The 18,076-nt window shown below is 60.3% G+C and carries 17 protein-coding genes; 8 read left to right on the top strand and 9 right to left on the bottom strand.

Going from position 1 to position 18,076, the window contains the following annotated elements; all coding sequences use genetic code 11:
• Window positions 1-288: 288 nt before the first annotated feature.
• Together L6762_RS07635 and L6762_RS07630 are read left to right on the top strand one after the other, a co-directional pair.
• Complete coding sequence (locus L6762_RS07635) at window positions 289-1,527, top strand: hypothetical protein (RefSeq protein ID WP_237186472.1); 1,239 nt, start codon at window positions 289-291, stop codon at window positions 1,525-1,527.
• A gap of 244 nt (window positions 1,528-1,771) precedes the next feature.
• Window positions 1,772-3,349 carry an ABC transporter ATP-binding protein gene (locus tag L6762_RS07630; protein WP_237186470.1) on the top strand — a complete coding sequence of 526 codons (1,578 nt, stop codon included), beginning with the start codon at window positions 1,772-1,774 and terminating at the stop codon, window positions 3,347-3,349.
• On the opposite strand, the gene L6762_RS07625 is transcribed toward L6762_RS07630, so the two are convergent.
• Window positions 3,346-3,969, bottom strand: coding sequence for a LysE/ArgO family amino acid transporter (locus L6762_RS07625; RefSeq protein ID WP_237186468.1), 624 nt, complete (start codon window positions 3,967-3,969; stop codon window positions 3,346-3,348). The two genes, L6762_RS07630 and L6762_RS07625, sit on opposite strands and share 4 nt — an antisense overlap.
• Before the next feature lie 70 nt (window positions 3,970-4,039).
• On the opposite strand from L6762_RS07625, the gene L6762_RS07620 reads away from it, so the two are divergent.
• The 3 genes from L6762_RS07620 to L6762_RS07610 all read left to right on the top strand — a co-directional run bounded on the left by L6762_RS07620 (window position 4,040) and on the right by L6762_RS07610 (window position 6,829).
• Window positions 4,040-4,954, top strand: coding sequence for a LysR family transcriptional regulator ArgP (locus L6762_RS07620; protein WP_237186466.1), 915 nt, complete (start codon window positions 4,040-4,042; stop codon window positions 4,952-4,954).
• Window positions 4,955-5,071: 117 nt separating this feature from the next.
• Complete coding sequence (locus tag L6762_RS07615; RefSeq protein ID WP_237186464.1) at window positions 5,072-5,611, top strand: YceI family protein; 540 nt, start codon at window positions 5,072-5,074, stop codon at window positions 5,609-5,611.
• A gap of 180 nt (window positions 5,612-5,791) precedes the next feature.
• On the top strand, window positions 5,792-6,829 hold the full coding sequence (locus L6762_RS07610; RefSeq protein WP_237186462.1) for an arsenic resistance protein: 1,038 nt from the start codon (window positions 5,792-5,794) through the stop codon (window positions 6,827-6,829).
• Here L6762_RS07610 and L6762_RS07605 read toward each other — a convergent pair.
• Entirely contained in the window at window positions 6,826-7,011 is a 186-nt protein-coding gene (locus tag L6762_RS07605; protein WP_135012635.1) for a long-chain fatty acid--CoA ligase, read from the bottom strand. The two genes, L6762_RS07610 and L6762_RS07605, sit on opposite strands and share 4 nt — an antisense overlap.
• Window positions 7,012-7,020: 9 nt before the next feature.
• Complete coding sequence (locus tag L6762_RS07600; RefSeq protein WP_237186461.1) at window positions 7,021-7,296, bottom strand: cell division protein CrgA; 276 nt, start codon at window positions 7,294-7,296, stop codon at window positions 7,021-7,023.
• A 131-nt stretch (window positions 7,297-7,427) separates the two neighbouring features.
• Here L6762_RS07600 and L6762_RS07595 point away from each other — a divergent pair, with 131 nt between their 5' ends.
• The 3 genes from L6762_RS07595 (at window position 7,428) to L6762_RS07585 (ending at window position 9,147) form a co-directional block, all read left to right on the top strand.
• A complete protein-coding gene (locus tag L6762_RS07595; RefSeq protein ID WP_237186452.1) occupies window positions 7,428-8,246 on the top strand; it encodes a class E sortase in 819 nt (272 codons plus the stop codon).
• A 33-nt stretch (window positions 8,247-8,279) separates the two neighbouring features.
• A complete protein-coding gene (locus L6762_RS07590; protein WP_185173726.1) occupies window positions 8,280-8,441 on the top strand; it encodes a hypothetical protein in 162 nt (53 codons plus the stop codon).
• 64 nt (window positions 8,442-8,505) lie between these two features.
• The gene (locus L6762_RS07585; RefSeq protein ID WP_237186450.1) at window positions 8,506-9,147 is read left to right on the top strand and encodes an aminodeoxychorismate/anthranilate synthase component II; all 642 of its coding nucleotides are present in this window, start codon (window positions 8,506-8,508) and stop codon (window positions 9,145-9,147) included.
• Between the two features lie 85 nt (window positions 9,148-9,232).
• Here L6762_RS07585 and pknB read toward each other — a convergent pair whose 3' ends face one another.
• Genes pknB through L6762_RS07555 form a run of 6 tightly spaced genes read right to left on the bottom strand, consistent with a single transcriptional unit; the run spans window position 9,233 to window position 18,075 of the window.
• Window positions 9,233-11,197, bottom strand: coding sequence for a Stk1 family PASTA domain-containing Ser/Thr kinase (gene pknB, locus L6762_RS07580; RefSeq protein ID WP_237186448.1), 1,965 nt, complete (start codon window positions 11,195-11,197; stop codon window positions 9,233-9,235).
• A gap of 27 nt (window positions 11,198-11,224) precedes the next feature.
• Window positions 11,225-12,946 (bottom strand): protein kinase domain-containing protein, encoded by a 1,722-nt coding sequence (locus L6762_RS07575; RefSeq protein WP_237186446.1) that lies wholly within the window; start codon window positions 12,944-12,946, stop codon window positions 11,225-11,227.
• Window positions 12,943-14,385, bottom strand: coding sequence for a peptidoglycan D,D-transpeptidase FtsI family protein (locus L6762_RS07570; protein ID WP_237186438.1), 1,443 nt, complete (start codon window positions 14,383-14,385; stop codon window positions 12,943-12,945). Before L6762_RS07570 ends, L6762_RS07575 begins: the two co-directional genes overlap by 4 nt.
• Entirely contained in the window at window positions 14,378-15,829 is a 1,452-nt protein-coding gene (locus L6762_RS07565; RefSeq protein ID WP_237186431.1) for an FtsW/RodA/SpoVE family cell cycle protein, read from the bottom strand. The genes L6762_RS07570 and L6762_RS07565 overlap by 8 nt, the downstream gene beginning before the upstream one ends.
• Entirely contained in the window at window positions 15,829-17,568 is a 1,740-nt protein-coding gene (locus L6762_RS07560) for a PP2C family protein-serine/threonine phosphatase (RefSeq protein WP_237186429.1), read from the bottom strand. The genes L6762_RS07565 and L6762_RS07560 overlap by 1 nt, the downstream gene beginning before the upstream one ends.
• A 3-nt stretch (window positions 17,569-17,571) precedes the next feature.
• On the bottom strand, window positions 17,572-18,075 hold the full coding sequence (locus L6762_RS07555; RefSeq protein WP_237186428.1) for an FHA domain-containing protein FhaB/FipA: 504 nt from the start codon (window positions 18,073-18,075) through the stop codon (window positions 17,572-17,574).
• Between the last annotated feature and the right edge of the window lies 1 nt (window position 18,076).

Below are 18,076 nucleotides of genomic sequence, written 5' to 3'. Positions count from 1 at the left end.
TGATGGGGTTGATAGGCCAGGTATGGACGCGGGGAATGCCCGTGGAGTTGACTGGTACTAATAGTCCGAAGGCTTACACTTTTATGACTGAGTTTGTTGTTGTTTGCGTCCACTGTATGGTTTTGAGATAACAACCCTTGGGTTGAATCAGCGAGGGGTTCTAGAGCTAACGCTCTAGAACCCCTCGCTTTTTTGTGCCCAAAAACTGCTTTTTATAAAAATAGAACAAATATTTTATATACTGTGCGGTTAAAAATACCCCTCCAGCTTAGCCCGTAGAATCAGAGTATGACACTCACCGAGCAAGAAGCACACACCTGGTTCAGAGCTGCCGGGGCCCCGCTGGTTATCCCTGCGCGAGAGCGTGCACGATGGACTCTCGCCCGTTCTGCCCCGCTTTCTGCCTGGCTTATAGTTTCTTCCTTCACCTACCTTGCTTTGCTGTGGGGCCTAGCCCAACTTGATGTGGAGGCGCAGGACGGAGGTGTGCCGGTAGACGTGCCAGACAGCGTCCTGACGCCCATCTTCATTGCCCTAGCCCTCGTGCCGCCCCTTCTGCTTCTGGTTGTACCCTGGGCGGTATCGCGTGTACTAGCGCCCCTGCCCTTCTGGCGCCAAACCCTAATTGGTGCGCTGCTTCTGCCTCTAGCGGCTTTCTCCATGCTGCCGCAGACTGCCCGCTGGATAGGGCTGGCAGATGTTGCTGACGCCTTTGCTGCCGGTGATGTGCTCTGGATTCTGGGAGCTACGCTCCTAGCTGTTTACCTGGGCTTGGATTCCCTGTGCTACTGGGCGCTTCGGCAGGTTGTGAAGGAGTTGGCTGCTCTTTCAAGCATGGTGGTCAAGGTGCTGCCGGTGCTTATGATTGCCGTGCTCTTCTTTTTTGTGAACGGCGATATCTGGCGTGTGGCGGCGGCTTTGAGTATGCAGCGTACTCTGCAGGTGGTGGCTATCCTGACGGTGCTGAGCTTTCTGGTTGTTTCGTCGACAGTAACCGAGAAGACCCGCCGACTGCTGGGTGCCCGTAAAGGGGATAAGGTGGAGGAGTTTACGGACGCCGAGTACGCGGGTGCTGCTCTGCAGGCTGGGGACAGGTGGCGTCAGGAGCTTGAAAATTTGCCCGCTGCGGGCTTGGGCCGCCCGGCTGATTTTAGGTGGGGCGAGTGGAATAACCTGGTACTTCTTCCGATTGTGGTGCAGATGATTCAGGCTGTACTTTTTGCCGGGGTCGTTTTTCTGTTTTTTGTTTGGTTTGGCACGATCGCTATCCCCGATGCCACCATTACGAGCTGGCTGGGTTTTGAGGCCTCTAAGGTGACCCTGTTGGGTGTGCAGTTCCCGTTTACGGACGTTCTGGTGAAGGTTGCGATGGTGCTGGGGGCTTTTGCTGCCCTTAACTTTGCTGCGCAGACTAGCACGGATTCCCGCTACGCGGAGGAGTTCTTGGAGCCTGCCATCGGCCAGGTGCGGCGCACGGTCATGGTGCGAAATATCTACCGGGCTCGTCACGGCAGTAGAAGGTGTTGACCTTTTCTCTAGAGGTTTGTCAGAATGGACTCTACGAGGAGGCTTGTCGATTAGCTTTCTCCTAGATACAGAAAGTCAACGATGACCGTATAATTTTTTGCCTTCAGGCTCGACGCCATCCTATCAACTCGCTTGTAGAGATAAGCGGGAAGGTAAGTGCGCCATGGCGCAGGCCTTTCTAAAGAGACACAGCATGATTCTTTAAAGCCGCCATATGCGGCGGCTTGTTGTCTTGAAGGTAAAAATGAAAACTTTAATTTCTCTTTCGCGTTTTTCCGTTGTTACTTTTTCTCGGTTTTATACTGTAAACCCTTTGCATGCCTGGATAGTAATAATCTCTTTAGTGCTATCTCCAGCACTAGGGGTAGTAGTTTCTGCCATGCCCGGAGTGGCCCTTATCTGGGTTCTCGATGGTTTCGAACCTGTCTCTTTGGTTTTGCTGATTGTGGGCTACAGCCTGCTCTGGCTTTTATCCCGAGGGCTTACCTACTTGGTTTATCCGCTCTACGGAGCTCTCGAACAGGCTGCTCAAACTGAGATAGCTCTGGAGGCATTGAATCATACCTATTGTTCTTCACGTCCGGCTCGTGCGCGGCAGGATGATGGAGAACTGGCCTACGCTATTGACGGTCATATGAGTGCATTCCGTGAGGTATTAGGAACCCTTCTTCTCGCTTTTCTGCCAGCAGTGAGCGTCCTTGCTAGTGGAGCTATAGCCCTGAGTTTTGTCGGCGGCTGGCCGGTAGGCATCCTTTATGTCCTGAGCCTCGTGCTCTTTATAGTCCTGAGTATGCCCCTTATTAAACGTCATCAGCAGGTACAGGGGGCTTTCTACGCATCTGCTCTCAAAAACTTTGGAGTGCTCAGCAACTATGTGGCCTATTGGCGGGAAGTCGCTATTTTTGGGCTACATGGTCAGACACGTCGCAACTATCAGAAAAGCCGTATTGTGGTAGAAAAAGCCGGGGTGCAGTCCTACCGAGCTACGCGCAACCTATATTTGGGGCAGACCCTGTTCCTAGCCTTACTCCTAGCCGTTCTTATGGGTGTCTACGCAGCTCTTAATAAAGGCCAGGAAATGGACATGGTGATTTCCGGTCTTGTGGCTCTCATTGGAGTGGCTCTTTATTCTATTCAAACTGTGCAGGATATAGGGTTTGGCCTATCTTCGCTGGGTGTGGCTATGGCTAAGCAGGAAGAGGCCTTGCGAGCGGTGCAAGGGAATGGGGTTCAATTAGGGCAAGAAGCTATCGAGATAGGTCAGCTTCGTCAGTTGATAGCTACTCGTAGGCGGGGAATTATCTGGCTATGTGGAGAAAGCGGGTCCGGCAAGACCAGTTTGCTTGAAGCCTTGCTAGGGTTCCGCGCAGTTGCTGATGCTGAAGTAGTGTCACTGGATACCTTTTCGACTGTGCGGTATTTGCCCCAGAGTACTAATCTGATTTTTGATACTGCCTATCAGGTGATTCAGGCAAATCGTGCCCTACCTGGTGAAGATATAGACCGTATGCTCAGAGAGCTGGGACTACCAGACTTCACCCGGGGTGGTAGGAGATTTGGTGATGCTATAGCTGGAGAGGGAAACGCCCTTTCTGGCGGAGAAGCAAGGCGGGTGGCGCTCGTCCGTACCCTGCGTGGGCCCCAAGATTCTCTTGTCGTGCTCGATGAGCCGACCACGGGTATCGGTTCCGGACACCGTGCTGCGGTCTGGCAGCAGATACGGCAGATAGCTGAATATAATCTGGTTGTCGTGGTTACCCACGACGCTGATGCCCCTACCGAGTCCTCAGATACCTACCTACAGGTCGGGCAGGTGCCTTAGTGCCCGAACATGACCTTGTAGGCCAGGAAGAACATGAGGGCGGCGATGCCGGCGTCCAGCACGCGCCAGGCACGGGGGTTGGCAAAAACAGGACGCAGGAAGCGGCTGCACGAGGCCAGGAGGGTAAACCAGATAGCGCTACCTGTGACCGTGCCCGCGTAGAAAAGCCAGCGGTAGTCGCCTTGCTGTGCCGCAATGCCACCAATGAGAACAAAGGTATCGAGGTAGGTATGGGGGTTGAGGTAGGTCATGGCAGCAGCGATGAGCAGGGCCTTGCCCAGGGTTTGCGGCCCGGAGTCTTCGCTGGTGACCTTCATGGCGGACGGCCGCAGGGCACGTTTCGCAGCCATGGCACCGTAGATGACGAGGAAGGCCCCGCCGCCCCAGCGCAGAATCTCTAGTACCCAGGCGGCTGAGTCCACCAGGGAGCCGATTCCCAGCACTCCCAAGCCGATGAGCAGGGCATCAGAAAGAATGCAGAAGATGGCAATGGGCCAGATAAACTTGCCGATGATGCCCTGCTTGAGCACATAGGCGTTCTGGGCACCGATAGCCACAATGAGTGAGAGCGAGGTGCCGATGCCAAAGAGTACGTGGGGGAGGATTTCTGCGATAGTCACGAGAATCTATCGTAGGTGACCAGCATTCATAAAGCTATCTAATGAAACTTCAATAGCATAAGATGTTCTTATGATGCGCTTTACGACCGACCAGCTCCAAACCTTCGTCACCGTCATTGAATACGGCACCTTCGACGCAGCCGCCGATATTTTGGGCGTCAGCGCCTCTGCCATCTCACAACGCGTCAAGGCAATGGAACAGCTGGCCGGGCGGGTACTCCTCAAGCGCACCAATCCGGTGGCCCCCACAGAGTCGGGGCAAAGCGTCCTGCGTATTGCCCGGCAAAGCGAATTCCTGCACGCAGAAATGGAGCGTGAACTCGGCGGGAGCGAAGAGGGGCAGAGTGTAGCTGTGGCCGTCAACGCCGACTCCCTGGCCACCTGGTTTCTCTCGGCCGTTGCAGAGCTGGCCGCCCGCGACCGTATCTTCTGCGACGTGCGCCGAGAAGCCGAGTACCACTCGTCCGCCCTGCTGCGATCTGGGGAAGTGATGGCTGCCCTGACATCGCGCCCCGAACCTATCGCCGGTTGTTCCGTTGAGAAGCTGGGCGATATCCGCTACCGCGTGGTTGCCTCCCGCGACTACCTGGCGCGCTACTTTCCCGCCTACCCGCAGGTCACCGCCGAGCAGCTGGCACTTGCGCCGGTGGTGGAGTTTGACCGAAAGGACTTCGGGCTAGCGTCCGCCCGGGGTCTGCTGCTCGACCGCTTCGCGGTGGAGCCTGACTCCTGGCAGAGTTCGCCCACCATCTACCTGCCCAGCTCGCCCGACTATGCGCGGGCTGTCCTGGGAGGAATTGCCTGGGGTATTCTGCCGGAGGTACAGGCCCTTGACGCCCTTGCCTCCGGCGACCTGGTGGAGCTCGCCCCCCAGCCGGTTGATGTGCCACTTTACTGGCAGCACTGGAACATCAGCTCCCCCGTGCTCGCCCGGCTGAGCGAACGGGTGTACGCTGCGGCCGCGGGCGAAGGGGTGCTGCGATAGCCCCGCCGGCTAAAATTTTCTTTGTAAAATTTTTTACCGCACAGCTTGCACGAGTAAAACTTTACTTGTAAAGTAATAACTGTTGAAAACAAACCGTACCGCTCGAAAGGCATAATCATGGCAGAACTCACCGCAGGCACCTGGAACTACGACTCAGCACACTCAGAGGTAGGCTTCACCGTCCGCCACGCAGGCATCACCAAGGTGCGCGGCACCTTCGAACAGGTCGAGGCCCAGCTCGTCATCGCTGACAACATCGCAGACTCCACCATCAAGGCAACCGCACAGATCGCATCTGTTAACACCAACAATGCTGATCGCGACGGCCACCTGCGCAGCGCAGACTTCTTCGATGCAGACGCCCACGCCACCATGACCTTCGAATCAACCTCCTTCGACCTCGACGGCGAAGACCTGACCATCGCAGGCAACCTCACCATCAAGGGCGAAACCCGCCCCGTCACCTTCACCGGCGAATTCACCGGTGCAGTCGTTGACGCCTTCGGTGTTACCCGCGCCGGCGCATCTGTCTCAGCAACCATCTCCCGCAAGGACTTCGGCATCACCTGGAACGCCGCAGTTGAAGCCGGTGGCGTGCTGGTCTCAGATAAGGTCGTCATCAACCTCGATGTAGCCTTCACCGCTCCCGAAGCGTAATCAGACTCCCAGCGTGAGAACGCTGACGAGATAAAGCACACTGCTTGAGGCATATACCCAAGCCAAGGTGCAAAATCAGCTGAACTCGAGCTGATAGGTGTTGTGTAGCCCTGCCCTTCCCTGCCTTACAGTAGGGGAGGGCAGGTTGCTTTAAGGGAAAGGACGCTCGTGGTCAGCTTCATGGAGAGACACCAGGTGGTGCTCTACCTGCTTGCCCTGGCAGTGGGGCTTGCGGCGTCCTTTGTGCCGGGGGTTGCGGGTCTTGCTCAGCCGCTGGTTACCCCGGCCCTTGGTGTGCTGCTCCTGGCCACCTTCCTAACGATTCCGCTCCGCGGCCTTTTGGAACCCGGGGCGCTCACCGGTTTTACTAAAACCCTGCTGGCTCTCAACTTTCTTCTGGCACCCCTGGTGGTGGCGCTACTTCTGCTGGGGCTTCACCGGTTTGTGCCTCAGGTGCCTGATCTTCTGGTGTTTACCGCAGCACTTGTGCTCCTGGCACCCTGTGTAGATTATGTGGTGACCTTTACCGGTCTTGCGGGAGGCGCCCATGTGCGCCTCCTGTCGTGCACCCCGCTCCTGCTCCTGGCGCAGATGTGCCTTATTCCCCTGTGGCTTCTGCTCTTCCGTTCCGCCGGTATCTGGCGGGGGGATTTTCTGGCTGACGGCACCCTCTGGCAGGCCCTGCCGCAGTTGGCAGCCGCCCTGGCGGTGGTGGTAGTCCCCCTGCTGGGCGCGGCCCTTATCCAGGGAGTAGGTGGGCACCTGCAGGGATATTCTGAAGATGCAGCAAGTGTTTTAATGGTGCCGCTGATGGTGCTGGTGCTTGCCCTCACCCCGGCCGCTCATGCCGTTCACGTCACCCAGATCGCCTCGTATCTTATGCCCCTGGCCTGCTTATATGCCCTATACGCTATATGTATGGGGTTACTTTCTAGCTCCCTCCTGCGACGCTGGGGCAGGGCCCTACCCGCACCCGAGCGGGTCGCCCTCACCTTTTCAGCCGTCACACGGAATGCCCTCGTGATACTGCCCCTGGTCCTCGGCCTATCGACCGCCCTAGCCGACGAACCGGCGTCCGCCCTCATGCCCCTGGCGGTACTCACCCAAACCCTGGTAGAGCTCCTAGCCCTTACCGTGCTGGTTGCCCTCTACCGCACACAAAAATCCCCGCTACCGGAAGCCGGTAACGGGGAAACGACAGAAGCGCAGGCACCTTAGCCCGCCACCGCCTGCCACACAAAATAAATAGCCACAGCGGCAACCACACCAAACAGCGCCCACCGGCGCAGCTTGGTCTCAAACCGGGCGGCACGAATATCGGCGCGCTGCTCCAGCGTCTCGTTCGGATCAACCGGCGCTAAGTTCGAGGGGTTGGTTGTCTCAGGTTTCTTCTCAGCCACAGCGGCACCCTAGCGCCAGCGGGTGGTCATAACCAGACCCACCATCATGAAGCCAATGCCGATACCGATATTCCAGTTACCGATACCCGGAATCGGGTACACCGACTGGGAAATGTAGAAGGTAATAATCCACAGCACGCCAATCACAATCATGGCGAACATAATCACGCGATACCAGAGGGGGGTCGGCGACGGGAAGTCATCGTCGCTGTACATCGACTCAGCAACGCGGCGTAGCTCCGCCTCTTCAAAATCCTCGTCACGAATAGACTTCGACTCAGCCACTTTTCCTCCAGTAGGGGAGCACGCTCCCGGCAGTTTACAAAATATACGGTCAGAGACGATTTTAACCGTACTACCTGAAAAAGTTCTAACATTAAACAGTCCCCCGCAACCGTCCCACGCCGAGGTGAGATGTGACCACAGCAGCCCCCACCGCTAGCCGCCGCGCGCGTCCCCCTGCTAGCCGCACCCCCCTGCAATGGGTTATTCAAATCGTCGGCGAACTTCTGATCACGGCGGGTCTTATCTTGCTCCTGTTCGTTGCCTGGCAGCTCTGGTGGACCAATATCGACGCCAACCGCACCCAGCAGCAGACCGTCGACAGTCTCATCCAAGAATTCAACAGCGGCAGCGGACGCCCCGGCCCCGCTACCACCGGCCAGGGAGAGAACACCGAGGGGGCGGCGTCCGAAAACGTCGTACCCGACTATGACCCCGCTAATCCGCCGGTTACCGCCCCGCCCGCCTACGGGCAGGCCTACGGCGTGGTCTATATTCCCCGCCTGGGCCAAAATTACGCCCGGCCCCTCGCCGAAGGCGTAGGTACCGATGTGCTCGACACCCTGGGCCTGGGGCGCTACCCCAGCAGCCAGATGCCCGGCGAATACGGCAACTTCGCCCTAGCAGGTCACCGCCAAACCAACGGTGCAGTGCTCGATAATATCGACCTGCTCCAAAACGGCGACAACATCTACGTGCGCACCGCCGAGGGCTACTACACCTACCGGGTCTACGAGCACAAGATTGTGCTCCCCACCCAGATAGAGGTCATCGCCCCTAACCCCGACCAGCCCGAAGCGCCCCTTGCCGAGGCAGACCGCCGCCTACTCACCCTCACCAGCTGCCACCCCCGCTACGGCGATACCGAACGCTACATCGTTCACGCCGAATTCGTCAGCTGGCAGCCAGCTGAAGCAGGCGCCCCCGAAGAAATCGCCGCTATCGCCGGCTAAAGCCAACCACCGCCGTCCACCCCAAGGAACCCCATGTACGCCTGGATTTTCCGCCACCTACCCGGCCCCCTGTGGCTGCGCATCATCATCGCCATTGCTCTCATAGCTGCCGCCGTCTACCTGCTCATGGAATACGTCTTCCCCCACTTCGCCGAATACAGCCCCTTCAACACCGACGTGACCATAGAGCAATAAGCACCGGACGCCCGCCCCGCTCCGTGCGATAGAATCAAGACACCATCACGAAAGGGCAGGTGCCATGACCAAAATCCTCGTCATCGATAACTACGACAGCTTCGTCTTTACTCTGGTCGGTTATATCCAGCAGCTCGGCGCTGAAACCACCGTCATCCGTAACGATGAACTGACTCTTGACGAGACCATCGCCCTCGCCCAAGAGCACGACGGCGTGCTCGTCTCACCCGGCCCCGGCAACCCTGCCGAAGCGGGCGTCATCATCGACGTCATCAAATGGGCCAAGACTGCTAACAAGCCCCTGCTCGGCGTCTGCCTGGGCCACCAGGCCCTCGCCGAAGCCTTCGGCGGGGTAGTGGGTCACGCCCCCGAGCTCATGCACGGTAAGACATCCCAGCTGGTGCACACAGGCCAGTCCGTATTCAAAGGCCTGCCCAGCCCCTTCACCGCCACCCGCTACCACTCCCTCGCCGTTGAACCTGCCACCCTGCCTGCTGAGCTAGAGGTTACTTCCAGCACCGATAACGGCATCATCATGGGTCTGCGCCACGTTACCGCCCCCCTGCACGGTGTACAGTTCCACCCCGAATCGGTACTTACAGAAGGTGGCTACCTCATGCTTGGTAACTGGCTCGAAGAAGTAGGCCTAGAAGGGGCCGCAGCCCTGGGTGCGACCCTCTCTCCCCTCATCGAACCGGCAGCCTAACACCAGCTTGATAGCCCAAAAACCCCTATAAGAAAGCCGCCCTCCCCACGTGGGGAGGGCGGCTTTCTTATAGGTTGAGCACGACCTAGTCGTTGTTGTTACCGCTTGCGCTCGCTGCTGCGCTCGGGGTTGCCTGGGCAGTGGCCGTAGCGGCAGGCTGGGTGGCCTGGGCCGTAGCCGCTGCACTCGGTGCGGTAGTAGCTGCCGCACTGGGGGCGCTGGTTGCCACAGGGGCAACCGCCACGCGAATAGTCACGGTTGAACCCTGCTCAATCAGGGTTCCGGCAGTGGCACTCTGTGAGATAACGGTGCCAGCGGGCTGGGCGGTGGTGGTGACGGTTTCGATATTGGTGCTCAGCAGGGTATCTGATGCGGTCAGTGCTGCGATAGCGGCATCGCGGCTCAGGCCGACCAGGCTGGGGACCTTAACCTTACCGTTGGAGAGAATGATATCGATGGTCGCACCGGCATCGGCCTGTTCACCGGAGCCGGGGGTTACACCAACAACCATGCCCGCGGGGATGGTGGGGCTGTTGACGGTGGTGGTGCGGCCGGGCACGAAGCCAGCGTTCGTGAGAGTCTCACGCACGTACTGTTCACTCTGGCCCTCAAGGTTGGCAGGTACGGTCAGTACAGCCGGGCCGGACGATACCGTCACAACGATCTCACTGCCCTCTTCAGCTTCGAGGCCGGTCACGGGGGAGGTCTTGATAACTGAACCCTTGGGAATGGTGTCGGAGTGCTCTTCTTCGAACTTGAGCGCGAAGTTCAGGTTACGCAGCTGGGTTTCAGCCTCTTCCTTGGTGAGCCCCTGAACCGCAGGAACCACGTGCACGGGAACCTCGTTGAGCTTGGCCTGGTAGTAGAGCACAGAGCCTACACCGAAAGCTGCCAGCAGGAGGATGAGCATAGTGGTGAGAGCCTTGCTCCAGGCGCTGCGGCGGCGCTTTTTGCGGGCCTTAGCAGGGTCCTGACCGTAGCCGTAACCGTAGAGTTCTTCGTCGGTGTATTCAGACTGGGCGTTGTCGAAGAAGCTGCCAATGCCGGCTTCTTCGGTTTCGCGAGGAGTGGCGGCGACAGCGCCTGCTGCGGCGCCTGCGCCCAAGGTAGCCGCACCGAAAGCGGTGGTTGCTTCGGTGGGGTCCTGGTCGCTACCGGTAAGTATGCCGCTTTGGGCATCTTTGAGGGCGGACGCGAATTCGCCGGCGCTCTGGTAACGGCTGGCAGGGTTCTTGGCCAGGCCCTTGAGCACAGCGGCGTCGAGAGCCGGGGAGACCTCTTCTGAGGCGAAGGCGCTGGGAGGCTGAGGAGTCTCGCTCAGGTGCTTACCGGCCAGTTCCACGTTGGTGGGGGCGTCGAAGGGGGAGCGTCCTGCCAGCATCTCGTACACCACGCAGGCAGCTGAGTAAACATCGCTGCGGGCATCGACGGTCTCGCCGCGGGCCTGTTCGGGGGAGATGTAGCGGGCGGTGCCCATGACGGTGTTGGCCTTGGTCAGGGCATCACCGGCTTCTTCGGCGGCGCGGGCAATGCCGAAGTCCATGACCTTAATCTGACCGGGCTCGCCCAGCTCACGGTCCTCTGCTGTCTGGGGCAGAATCATGACGTTGGCGGGCTTGATATCGCGGTGCACGATACCTGCGCTGTGGCTGTAATCGAGAGCCTCAAGAATCTGCACACCGTAGGCTAGGGCCTGGGCCTGGTCGACCTCGCCGCGAGACATAGCGTCGCGCAGGGTGGTGCCCTGAACCAGCTCCATGACCATGAAGGGCACAGAGACCTCGGAGCTACCTACCTGAATATCGAAGGAGCCGGTGTCGTAGACACCCACGATAGAGCGGTGGTTGAGGGCCGCGACGGCCTCTGCCTCGCGCTGAAAACGGGCGCGGAAGATGACGTCCTGAGCATGCTCAGTCCGTAGAACCTTGAGCGCAACCTTGCGCCCCAGGCGTGTATCAACCGCCTCGTAGACGGTCGCCATGGCGCCGGAGCCGATAACGGCCCCTACCTCGTAGCGCTGATCGATAGTTTCAGGAACCTGCTGGTCCATGTATTCACCCATCATTTCCGGTGGAGTTTAGTTGCCGGTTGAATCAGCACTCGGTGAGGCTGATTCGGAGCCGGTGGTTGACTGTGATGCTGAGGCGCTCGGCGATGCGGATGCACTGGCTGCGGGGGCCTTGGCTACGTAGACGTCTACGCTGCTCCCTACCTCAACGCGGGACCCCGAGGTGGGGCTGGTGCGGAGCACGGTGCCTTCGCGGGCACTGCTGCTTTCTTCAAAGTGAATCTGCACGTTCACGCCGAGGGCGGTAATCGCGTTGATGGCCTCTTCAGAGTCTGTACCCTCCAGATTACTGGGTAGGGTCACTGATTTGGGGCCGGTGGAGTACTGCACGGTAATGGTTTCGCCCACTTCTACGCTACCGGTAGGTGAAACGGAGAGCACGGTGTCTACCGTGGAGTCTGAGGTGACGCCGGTGGTGCGGGTTGAGAAGCCCATGGCGGTGAGTTCGTTGACGACCTCATCGAGGGGGCGGCCCTCGAAGGAGGCTGAGTCAATCTCTACCCGGGTTTTCTCGGTGCTGGTTTCGCTGGCACTGGGTGTGGGTGAGACGCTGACGGTTGAGACGGTACCCGAGGCGGTGGGGGTGCTGTCGCCGGTGGTGCTGGAGCGGTTGCTACCAGCTAGTACAAACCAGACGACGGCGGCAATGAGGAGCAGGGCAAGCACCAGGGACACCCAGCCCCAGGGGCTCTTCTTCTTTGCCGGGGGCTCGGCTGCCGGGTAGGCGGCAGCGGCCGGGGCGCTGGGTACACGGGCGGTGGTGGGCTCGGGTTCGTAGTGGGCTCCTGAGCCAAACCGGGCCGCTGCGGGAGCCACGGCGGTGGGGGCCGTCATGACCTGGGTGGCCTGGGTATCTGCCCCCTGGGGCAGGAACTTGCCCAGGGGTGGTACAGCCTTGATGGCAGCCGGGATGTCGCGGCGGCGGATAGCGTCGATAGCGGACGCCAGCGCAGTGGCGGTCTCGGGGCGGTCCGCTGGGTCCTTGGAGAGCAGGCACATGATGAGCGCTGCTGCGGGGGCGGGGACGTCCTTGGGCAGGGGCGGCGGCGGGTCGTTGACCTGCGCCAGGGCGATGGCGATCTGCGATTCGCCGGTGAAGGGGCGCTTGCCTGCCAGGCACTCGTAGCCGATGATGCCCAGAGAATACATGTCTGAGGAGGGGGTGGCCTGCTGGCCGGTTGCCTGCTCAGGCGCCAGGTACTGGGCGGTGCCCATGACCTGGCCGGTGGCGGTCAGGGGTACCTGGTCAGCCAGGCGGGCGATACCGAAGTCGGTGACCTTTACCCGCTCGTCCGGAGTGATAATCAGGTTGCCGGGCTTCACGTCGCGGTGCACGAGACCCTGGGCGTGGGCGGCTGCCAGGGCGCGTGCGGTCTGCGCCATGATATTGAGGATGCGGTCAGCAGGTAGCTGCTTGTCGCGCTCAATGATGTTAGACAGCGGCTCCCCGGGAACCAGCTCCATGACCAGGTAGGCAGAGCCGTCCTCTTCACCGTAGTCAAAGACGTTGGCGACGCCGGGGTGGTTGAGCAGGGCGGTGTGGCGGGCCTCGGCGCGGAAACGCTCAAGGAAGCCGGGGTCGCCCGTATATTCCTCTTTCAGAATCTTTACGGCGACGGTACGGCCCAAGACCTTATCGCGCGCCTTCCAGACCTCGCCCATACCGCCAATCGCGATACGCTCGGTCAGGGTGTAGCGACCACCAAGAGTCACATCTACCGAAGGCCTCACTTGTTCAACACCGCCTCAAAAAGTTGTTTACCTGCGGGAGCAGCAAGCTGCGCCCCTGTTGTGACGTCTACACCTTCATAGACTACCGCGATAGCTACCTGCGGGTCGTCAGCCGGAGCGAAACCGGTGAACCAGGAGTTATTCAACCCCGTGTCCCCAATTTCAGCGGTACCGGTCTTACCGGCCACCTGGACCCCGCTCACTGCGGCGCCCGAGGCGATACCGTTGCTCACGCCGTTTACCATCCACTCTGTTACCTGGTTAGCGATATCGGCTGAGGTGGAGCGTCGTAGCTCCTCAGCTGAGAACTCATACAGCGAGCTGAGGTTGTGAGACTTAACCGACCTAATCAGGTTGGGTTTCATCTGCACACCGTCGTTCGCGATAGCTGCGCTCATCATGGCAACCTGCAAAGGGGTGGTCTTCACATCGTACTGACCAATAGACGCCTGTGCTAGCTGGCTGTCTTCCATGTTGGTCGGGAAGACCGACTGTGACACGGTCAGGGGAATCTGGAGGCCTTGCCCGTAGCCAAAGTTGCTTGCGGTCTGGGCGATGGTTTCTTCGCCCAGGTCCATAGCAATTTGGGCAAAGGGGGTGTTGCAGGACTGCGCCAGGGCCCACTCGATGGTGGCGGACGTGCGGGTTGAGCACTGGCTGCCGGTGTAGTTGGGCAGGGTGACGGTGGTGTTCGGCAGGGTCAGGTTCTGCGGGTTGGGGATCACCGAGTCTGCATTGTATTTACCCGATTCGAGGGCGGCTACGGCGTCAATAATTTTGAAGGGTGAGCCGGGGGCGTAGGTGTCGCCCGCGATAGCGCGGTTGTAGAGCGGGTGGTTGGCGTCCTCATTGAGGGCCGCGTACTGGGCCAGCACCGACTCGGCGTTGTGGGACGAGAGGGTGTTGGGGTCGTAGGAGGGGGTGGACACCATAGCCAGGATTTCGCCAGTCTTGGGGTTGAGGGCCACGATAGAGCCCTTGTGGCCGTCCAGCAGGTCGTAGGCCAGCTGCTGGAGCTCGCTGTCGATGGTCAGCTCTACGCTGGCCCCCTGGGCGGTGTTGCCGGTGAACATCTGGGCCAGGCGGTCGTAGAACTGGGCGTCGGAGTTGCCCGAGAGCTGGTCGTTCATGGCAGCTTCCAGGCCGGTTGCCCCGTAGATGGACGAGAAGTAGCCGGTGAGCCCCGCGTAGAGCTCGGGCTGGGAGTAGGTGCGCTGGAAGGCGTAGCCGTCGTTCGACTCTACGGACGAGGCGATTTCTACGCCGTCAACCACAATGGACCCGCGCTGGGAGCCGTAGCTTTCGTAGAGGGTGCGGGAGTTCCAGGCGTTGGCCTGCAGGTTTTTAGCGTCAAAGAATTGGATATAGGTCAGGGTGCCCAGCAGCATCACGAAGACGCAGGCCGCAGCAATCCATGCCCGGCGGATAGCTTTATTCACCGCGAGCACCTCCTGAACGGTTGGTTTCGGTAATTCTAGAAATGACGGACGTGGCGCCCTCGGGCTCGTAGCCCTCGTAGTCGATGCTGTCTGCCTCGTCGAACTCTTCTACCACGTGCGGGGCACGGGCGGTGTGGGAGATGGCAAGCAGGATGGCTACGATGACCCAGTTCGAGAGTAGGGAGGAGCCACCGGCGGACATGAAGGGGGTGGTGAGACCCGTCAGCGGAATCAGGCGGGTGACGCCGCCAATAACCACGAAGAGCTGAATCACGATGAGGGCTGAGAAACCGGCAGCTAGGAGCTTACCGAAGGCATCACGGGTACCCAGGGCCGCACGGAAACCGCGGGAGACCAGCAGCAGGAAGAGCATAAGAATCGCTCCCAGGCCCAGCAGGCCCAGCTCTTCACCGAGGGCGGTGATAATCATGTCTGAGTTGGAATACGAGACGAGGTCGGGTCGTCCGTTGCCCCAGCCGCGTCCGAACAGGCCGCCAGAGGCCAAGCCGAAGAGGCCCTGCACAATCTGACCCGAGCCACCCAGGGGCTGGTTGTAGATTTCGGGGTCAAAAGCGTGCACCCAGGAGTTGATGCGGTAGTAGACGTGGGAGATGTAGTTGTAGGCTAGGACGCCGCCGGCGGCTACAAAGAGCAGGCCCAGGGCAACCCAGGTGAGGCTTCCGGTCGCTAGGAAGAGCATGGCCAGGAAGATGCCAAAGAAGAGGATAGCCGAGCCCAAGTCGCGCTGGAAAACCAGCACCGCCAGCGAGACAAACCAGGCGATAAACATGGGGGCCAGGTCTTTGAAGCGGGGCAGGCGTACCGGGCCGATACGCTTACCGGCCAGCATGATCAGGTCGCGGTGGGTTGAGAGGTAACCGGCGAAGAAGATGGCCAGGGTAATCTTGGCGACTTCACCGGGCTGGAAGGTGCGGCCGCCGAGTGAAATCCAGATGCGGGCACCGTTAATTTCGGTACCGATGACCGGTAGCAGCGGCAACAGGAGCAGCACAATCGAGGCAGCCAGAGAGATATAGGTGACTTTCCGCAGGACCCGGTGGTCGCGCAGGAAGAAGAGCACCACGGCTGAAGCAATCATGGCTACGCCGGTCCACATGAGCTGGGCCGCCCCCGCGTTAGCGGTGGTGGTCAGGTCGATACGGTAGATCATGGCTAGACCCAGCCCATTGAGAGCCACCGCAATCGGCAGAATAAAGGGGTCGGCGTAGCGGGCCCGCATATACATAACGGCATGCAGCACCAGGGCGCCCACACCCTGAACGGTAAGAGCCTGTACCCACATGCGGTTCTCCAGGGCCGCTTCGGGGTCTACCAGGTACATGGAAGCAGGGCAGAGCAACACCGCGAGCACGGTGAGAACCAGTTCGGTCAGTCGGCGGGAGCGGGGCAGCTCAACCGCAGGTGCGGCAGATGAAGCGCTCACTAGTTACCTCCCTGGGTAGTTGTGCTGGTATCGGGTGTTGGGCTGGTTTCGGACGCCGGGCTCGGCTCACCCGAGGCACTGGCAGAGGCGCTCGGGGTGGGCTCTGCCGTGGTGACGGTTCCCGGTGTGACCGTAGCCGGTAGCTGGTCGCGCAGGTTCTGCACGATCTGCTCAGCCTCGTCCTGGCTCGTAGCGGTGATAGTGCTGCGCAGAAGCGACTGGGAGAACTCCGGTAGGGAGCTGACCTCAATATCGGTCTCTTCCACCACACTGTTCAGGCTCACCGGCCCCAGGGACTGGTTGATGCCGTTGAATACCGTCACGTGGTCGTCCTTAACACCCACGTAGTACTGGGTTTTAGTCCACGAGAAGAAGCTCCAGGCGCTCGCTGCGAGAACCGCCAGGGTCAGGGTCACCACGAAGACCCGCATGGGCCAGCGGTGGGGCGACGGTGCCACCTCGTTGCTCAGGGCAACCCGGTATTCCTCGGGCAGCTCAGCGGGTTCCAGGGTCTGGGTGGCCTGCTGCTGCGAAAGAGTGCTGATGTTCTGGGCCGTGCGGGCTGTCACCGCCGGAATCATGCCGGTCTGGGTTGCGTTAACGGCAGCTCCCACCAGGTCGTGGGGGCGCTCCGAGAGCTCCTGGCGAAGGACGGACGCCGGGGTCGGCTCGTCCTCGCCGTCACCGGTGGTGGCGGTGGCGGCGTCCACCCCGGCCTTAACCGTCATGGTGTTGAGCACGCCGTCGGTGAAGGACTCGCCGCGCCACTTGCCGTGGCGCAGGGCGTTACGCATCTTGGCGTGCTGGGGCATGCGGCGGCGCCAGGGGGCGCGGTGCTCGCCGTCCTCGTCTACCGGCTCGGCGGCGTCCGCCCCCTCTGCCTCACTGTCGCTGGAGGCGGGCTCAGCGGCCTCCTGCTCCACGGTGGGGTAAACCCCCACCAGCTCGCCGTCCTTACCGTACTTACGCACCGGACTAATCGGCTGCGGGGCGGTAATCGCCGCAGATAGGGAATCCTCGCTAATGACCTGTAGGGCCACCACGGTCACGTTATCGGGGGCGCCGCGTTCCAGGGTCATGTCGGTCAGAATATCGACTATCTGCTGCAGGTCGCCGGTGGAGCGCATGACCGCCTCAATCTCAGCTACCTGCACCACGGCGTCCAGGCCGTCAGAGCTCAGCACCCACTTTTCGCCCACCACGGCGTCCAGGGTGCGAAGTTCAAGCTCGGGGGAGGCATCAACATCGCCCAAGACGCGCATAATCACGTTCTTGTGCGGGTGGGCCTCAGCTTCCTCGGGGCTAATACGCCCCTCTTGCAGCAGGCGCTGCACAAAGGTGTGGTCGGTGGTGACCTGCTCAAACACGCCGTCACGCAGGCGGTAGGCGCGCGAGTCACCAATATGGGCCATCTCAATACGGTCGCCATCAATCAGCAGAGCCGTGCAGGTGGTACCCATACCCGCCAAACGCGGGTTCAGCGCCACCAGCTCATTCATGATGATATTGGCATTCACGATCTCATCAGCCAGGTACACCCCGGCATTACCCTCAAAACCTGCCCGGTCAAGAGGGGTCAAATCAAGCACCGTGGTCGCCGACGCGACGTCGCCGCCCACATGCCCGCCCATACCGTCGGCAACAACCGCCAGGTAATGGCCCGCATACCCCGAGTCATCGTTTTTAGAGCGCACTCGCCCCACATCGGAGCGGGCCGCAAAACGGAAAGCGATACTCATGCACTAGGCTTTCAGCTGCATGGTGGTACGGCCAACCCTAAAGAGCTGACCAGCCTCAAGCGGAGTAGCACGGGTCAGGCGGGTATCGCCCACAAAAGTTCCGTTGGTTGAGCCCATGTCTTCAAGGAACCAGCGTGACCCCTGCGGGAAAAGACGGGCATGACGGCCCGAAGCGTAGTCGTCCTGCAAAGACACCTCAATATCGGTGGCGCGGCCAATCGTCACCGGGCTATCGCCCAGGCGCATGGTAGCCCCGGCCTGGGCACCCTCAACAATCGTCAGCAGGGACGGGCGGGCCGGCGGGGCAGCCGCCGGTGCCGGGTGGGCAGGAGTCGCTGGAGCAACCGGCGCATCAACAGCCACCTCGTCAAACTGAGCCCGCGCAGTGCGGATATTACGCCCCACACCCAGATCGCGGCGCGACGCAGCAAGAACCATAAAAATAAACAGCCACAGCAGGCCCAAAAAGGCAAAACGCAAAACCGTCACGGTAATTTCAGATGCCACA

Source organism: Rothia nasimurium, from assembly GCF_928381705.1.
Taxonomy (GTDB): domain Bacteria; phylum Actinomycetota; class Actinomycetes; order Actinomycetales; family Micrococcaceae; genus Rothia; species Rothia nasimurium_G.
The sequence above is the reverse complement of the archived record's forward strand: the minus strand, read 5'-3'. Positions and strand labels throughout refer to the sequence as shown.

Bases quoted from the DNA above. Each gene is read 5' to 3' on its own strand.
- L6762_RS07635 (WP_237186472.1), top strand. From the start codon at position 289: ATGACACTCACCGAGCAAGAAGCACACACCTGGTTCAGAGCTGCCGGG.
- L6762_RS07630 (WP_237186470.1), top strand. From the start codon at position 1,772: ATGAAAACTTTAATTTCTCTTTCGCGTTTTTCCGTTGTTACTTTTTCT.
- L6762_RS07620 (WP_237186466.1), top strand. From the start codon at position 4,040: ATGATGCGCTTTACGACCGACCAGCTCCAAACCTTCGTCACCGTCATT.
- L6762_RS07615 (WP_237186464.1), top strand. From the start codon at position 5,072: ATGGCAGAACTCACCGCAGGCACCTGGAACTACGACTCAGCACACTCA.
- L6762_RS07610 (WP_237186462.1), top strand. From the start codon at position 5,792: ATGGAGAGACACCAGGTGGTGCTCTACCTGCTTGCCCTGGCAGTGGGG.
- L6762_RS07590 (WP_185173726.1), top strand. From the start codon at position 8,280: ATGTACGCCTGGATTTTCCGCCACCTACCCGGCCCCCTGTGGCTGCGC.
- L6762_RS07585 (WP_237186450.1), top strand. From the start codon at position 8,506: ATGACCAAAATCCTCGTCATCGATAACTACGACAGCTTCGTCTTTACT.
- pknB (WP_237186448.1), bottom strand. From the start codon at position 11,197: ATGGACCAGCAGGTTCCTGAAACTATCGATCAGCGCTACGAGGTAGGG.
- L6762_RS07560 (WP_237186429.1), bottom strand. From the start codon at position 17,568: ATGAGTATCGCTTTCCGTTTTGCGGCCCGCTCCGATGTGGGGCGAGTG.